Source organism: Wolbachia endosymbiont of Nasonia giraulti (assembly GCF_048054155.1).
In the GTDB taxonomy this organism is placed as follows: domain Bacteria; phylum Pseudomonadota; class Alphaproteobacteria; order Rickettsiales; family Anaplasmataceae; genus Wolbachia; species Wolbachia pipientis_C.
In genome coordinates this window covers 1-4,143 of sequence record NZ_JAFEVH010000078.1, presented here as the reverse complement: position 1 = coordinate 4,143, position 4,143 = coordinate 1, and the positions used below count along the sequence as shown (strand labels likewise).

The 4,143-nt window shown below is 34.4% G+C and carries 3 protein-coding genes and 1 pseudogene; all 4 read right to left on the bottom strand.

What is annotated here, in order from left to right; translation table 11 throughout:
- Positions 1-157: 157 nt before the first annotated feature.
- Positions 158-393: pseudogene (locus JR312_RS06215) on the bottom strand (IS5-like element ISWpi1 family transposase); the annotation flags it as partial.
- A 104-nt stretch (positions 394-497) separates the two neighbouring features.
- A complete protein-coding gene (locus JR312_RS06210) occupies positions 498-1,712 on the bottom strand; it encodes an ankyrin repeat domain-containing protein (protein ID WP_416647977.1) in 1,215 nt (404 codons plus the stop codon).
- Positions 1,713-1,970: 258 nt separating this feature from the next.
- Positions 1,971-3,251 carry a flavodoxin-dependent (E)-4-hydroxy-3-methylbut-2-enyl-diphosphate synthase gene (gene ispG / locus JR312_RS06205; RefSeq protein ID WP_264375566.1) on the bottom strand — a complete coding sequence of 427 codons (1,281 nt, stop codon included), beginning with the start codon at positions 3,249-3,251 and terminating at the stop codon, positions 1,971-1,973.
- 16 nt (positions 3,252-3,267) lie between these two features.
- Positions 3,268-3,894 carry a TRP75-related protein gene (locus JR312_RS06200; protein ID WP_264330408.1) on the bottom strand — a complete coding sequence of 209 codons (627 nt, stop codon included), beginning with the start codon at positions 3,892-3,894 and terminating at the stop codon, positions 3,268-3,270.
- Positions 3,895-4,143: the final 249 nt, after the last annotated feature.

The following is a 4,143-nucleotide window of genomic DNA, read 5'->3' as shown; positions in this document are numbered from 1 at the left end:
AAGGTAGAGCAAAAGTGGATTACTGCTTTGCCTAATTGGGCTTTAACTATGTCTCAACTTGATATCTTTTTTCCTGGTAGGTTAAAAATTGAGTTGAATTGAAAATGCGGTTTGACACACTTTTTTGAACGTTCCCATTTTCAGTGAGTAAATCTTATTCTTTCGATAGTCTTCTATTCCTAAAGCAAAAGTCCTTTCTACAACCCACCTTCTTGGCTGTACTTTAAACCCCTCATTGGTAGTAGCTAAGGCGGTGTGTCTTTGTTGACTTAGAACCTACATGAAGGCCTTTTGACAATCTCAATATCCATACCATATTCTTCCTTTATATGATTTTTAAATTTTCTCCTTGGTATCCCATCACATTTTTTTAACTATAGTATATTTTTTTCTTACTTTCCTGTATGATACTCTGGAATAGCTTTCTATTCTTGTCCATTCCCTTTGACTTAGGTCTGCTGGGTGCTTTTTTCTCGTCTTTACCCAGTACTAAAACTTTAGATATTATAGCCTCTTTTACTAATCTCTGGACAAGCTCTAGCTTCGGTAAACTCAGTAGAAGGTTCTTTTGCAAAAAATGCAGCATGTACAGCATTTTTAATAAAAAAACATGCGGCAAGTGCAAATATTGCTGTCGGTACATAGCGCAAAGGAAAAGCTATACTAAAAAAAGTAGCAGAAGCGACGATTAAGCAACAACAAGTCAGTATCGTTTGATCACGTAGATAACGTCTATCAACTCCACCGTATTCAGCCATCAACCCTTTAACTTTATCATTGCTACCGTATGGCAGAGTAAGCGTTTTAATCAAATTCATTACACCATTATTAGTGAAATATGGAGCACACTCTATAACTCTGGAGCCATTAACCTTCTGATTAGGATCTGCACCATACTTTAGAAGCAACTCTAAATATTTTTCGCGTTTATCGTTGTCACAATTGATTGCTTGATATAATGGACCTCGACCATTTTCATCTAACATATTAGGATTAGCACCATATTTCAAAAGTATTTCCATAGTATGATCATCATCAAACAAAAACGCTTCAAACAACGGATTTTTACCATTTCTATCTACCATATTAGAATCAGCACCATATTGTAACAATAACTCTACAATTCTGCTGTCGTCGAGAACCATATAATAGTATAACGAAGCTTCATTATGTAATAGCTTTATATTAGGATCAGCACCATTTTCTAAAAGAAGTTTCAAAATACTATAATTTCTTGAATCTTTAGCTTGCATTAAAGCAATAGATAATGGAAAGTAAATACAAATAAGTTCTTCATTGATGTAATCACCAAATCTTCCATCTTTACTGCTTTTGAATTTGGAAAAAAGCTTTTCAAGAAACTTTATATCCTGATTATATAGAGCCCTACTTAAGTAAAACCTCAAATCTCCAGGCGAATTAATTTCATTTAAATTTTCGTCAGTTAGATTTTTAACCCCTTCTATATTTTCCTTAGTGAGAAATTCATATGCATTACCTAGCTTTTTAAATTTCTCCTCATTTTGTTTCTTTGCAGCCTCTGAATGTTTATCAGGATGATATTTTAAGGCTAATTTTCTATACGCTGATTTAATTTCTTGTTCACTGGGCGCATCGCTTGATTCAAAACCTAATATTTTTAAAGCTTTCTTTCTACTTACAATAAATTCCCCACTGAAATATGTTAAATTAAACGTAACCCAAAATTTCAAAAAGTAAAGCTTTTATGTCAAAATTGCATCTATTTCATAACTGTACAAATATTGTAGATCAGGAAACTTCAGTCCTTGATACTGGAATAACATCTCTATACTACTCCGGGCCAATCTAAATATTAAGAAATTTACCATATAAAAAAAAGGCAAAAGAAACCCTATTAGCTATTATCTATTTTTTAAATTTACGTTCTTTATTGTCTCATTTGACGTTCACTAAACAGAATGTAGTCTAAGTACAAACTTGTGAAAGGCTTATGTGTAATGCTTCTCCACATAATCACTAATAATTTCCTTAAATTCTTCAAAAATATTATCACCTTGTAAAGTTTTGAAATATTTGCCGTCTTTGTAGACTGCTGAAACAGGTTTTTCTCCGTATCCAGGCAGGCTGATCCCCAGATTTGCATGTTTGCTCTCTCCAGGACCATTTACTATGCATCCCATAACAGCAACGTTCATATACTCTACACCAGGATTCTTTTTCTTCCATACCGGCATATGAGTTTTTATGTAGCCATTTACTTCCTTAGTTAATATACGAAAACGATCGCTACTTGTGCGTCCACAACCAGGACATGAACTCACCTGAGGGTTAAAGTAGCGCAAACCTATAGACTGCAGTATTTCCTGACATACTACCACCTCATTAGTGCGTGATTCACCAGGGCGCTGAGTTAAAGAAGCCCGGATAGTGTCTCCAATACCATTTTGCAATAAATAAGTAAGCCCTGCTGTGGTATTTACTACGCCTTTGTTACCCATACCAGCTTCGGTTAAACCCAAATGCAGCGCATAATTGGAAGATTGTGCAAGTGCCGTATAAACTAAAATTAAATCTTGCACTCTACTGACTTTACATGAAATGATTATTTTCTCTGCATTAAGGCCAATCTTTTCAGCTTTTTTTGCACTACCAAGAGCAGACATTACAAGCGTCTTACGTAATATAACATCAGAAGTTTTTGGATTACTAGACAAGGAGTTTTCATCCATTAATTTTTGTGAAAGGTACTTATCAAGACTACCCCAATTTACTCCGATTCTGACAGGAAGATCATGCGTTATTGCATACTCTATAATTTTTTCAAATTTTTCATCACGTTTATCACCAAAGCCTATATTACCTGGATTTATCCTAATTTTACCCAGAATTTTAATGTTGTCTGGATAATCCTGAATCAGCCTGTAGAGCTCATATTGTCCACAGCCTACTAATATCTTACCATCAAAGCCTTCTTTATTTATTTCCTCTACTATATAAGGTATTGCTTTTGCTACTTCCTCTGAGTTCAAAGCAATTCGCACCAATTCTGAACCTGCATGCGCTAGTTCTATTACTTCTTTTGCATATTTCTGAGCACTGCTTTTTATGTTGTCAGAATCTATATGTGCACCAAGTGCCATGGATTGAACAACTATAGGATTATTTCCACCTATCTTCACTTGTCCAACTTTTACAGTATGAGTTTTATGCCTGGAAACCGGCGATGACTCATATGCATCATCACTCAATGTCAGGTCTCTATCTAGCATATTATTAATCGTGACACTATTTTACTGTGTCAACTACACTGCCAAATGAACTTGAACCATTTAAACTATGCTGTGGTGTTCTATTTAGATCAGTAATAGAATCATGAGAGCACGTTCTTCTTGATGGACTTTCTTTTATAGTAACATTTATAGGGGAAACTTTTTTTTCTCGTGTTGAAGTAACTTTTTTCCCTTTTTGTTGTTCACTTTTATGCTGCTTACTTTCATACTGAGAAACTGGCTCTTGATCTATAAATACAGCACCCTTTAAACGTGCAAGATTAATACCATGCTGATTGATCATAGCATCCTCCCCATCTTCAACTATGCAAGCTCCCACGTTGTTTGGCTCGTTATCAAGGCTAGCAATTTTTTTTTCTTTTAATTTTTTGATTAGATCTTCTTTATTTATAGCTAGATCTTGTAACTTTTTTTTCTTGAGGAGCTCCCTACGCTTCTCATACAGTTTATATGACTCAGCAAAATCCTCGTCTGCATGAAAGTTTGCACCACCAGGGTTACCAGGAGGTATGTACCTCTTACTGAACTTTACCTTAGACTTCGCTTCAACATTATGTACAGTAAAGAAACTAGAAACCAAAAGTATTAATATAAATAAAACTTTAGAAAAGATCTTAAGCATATTATAGTGAATATTGTGCTTTAAAAGATACCAATTAACAAACTTCAAGTAAATCAGAATCTCTACCAACTTTATAATACAAACATCTTTCTAAAAAATTTACTACCAAAACCTACATAATCTAAAGGAAATTTAAGGTGTTACAAAGGGAACGTTCAAAAAAGTGTGTCAAACCGCATTTTCAATTCAACTCAATTTTTAACCTACCAGATAACTGGTGTCCAACTAGTTTTTAGTTGGACACCAGTT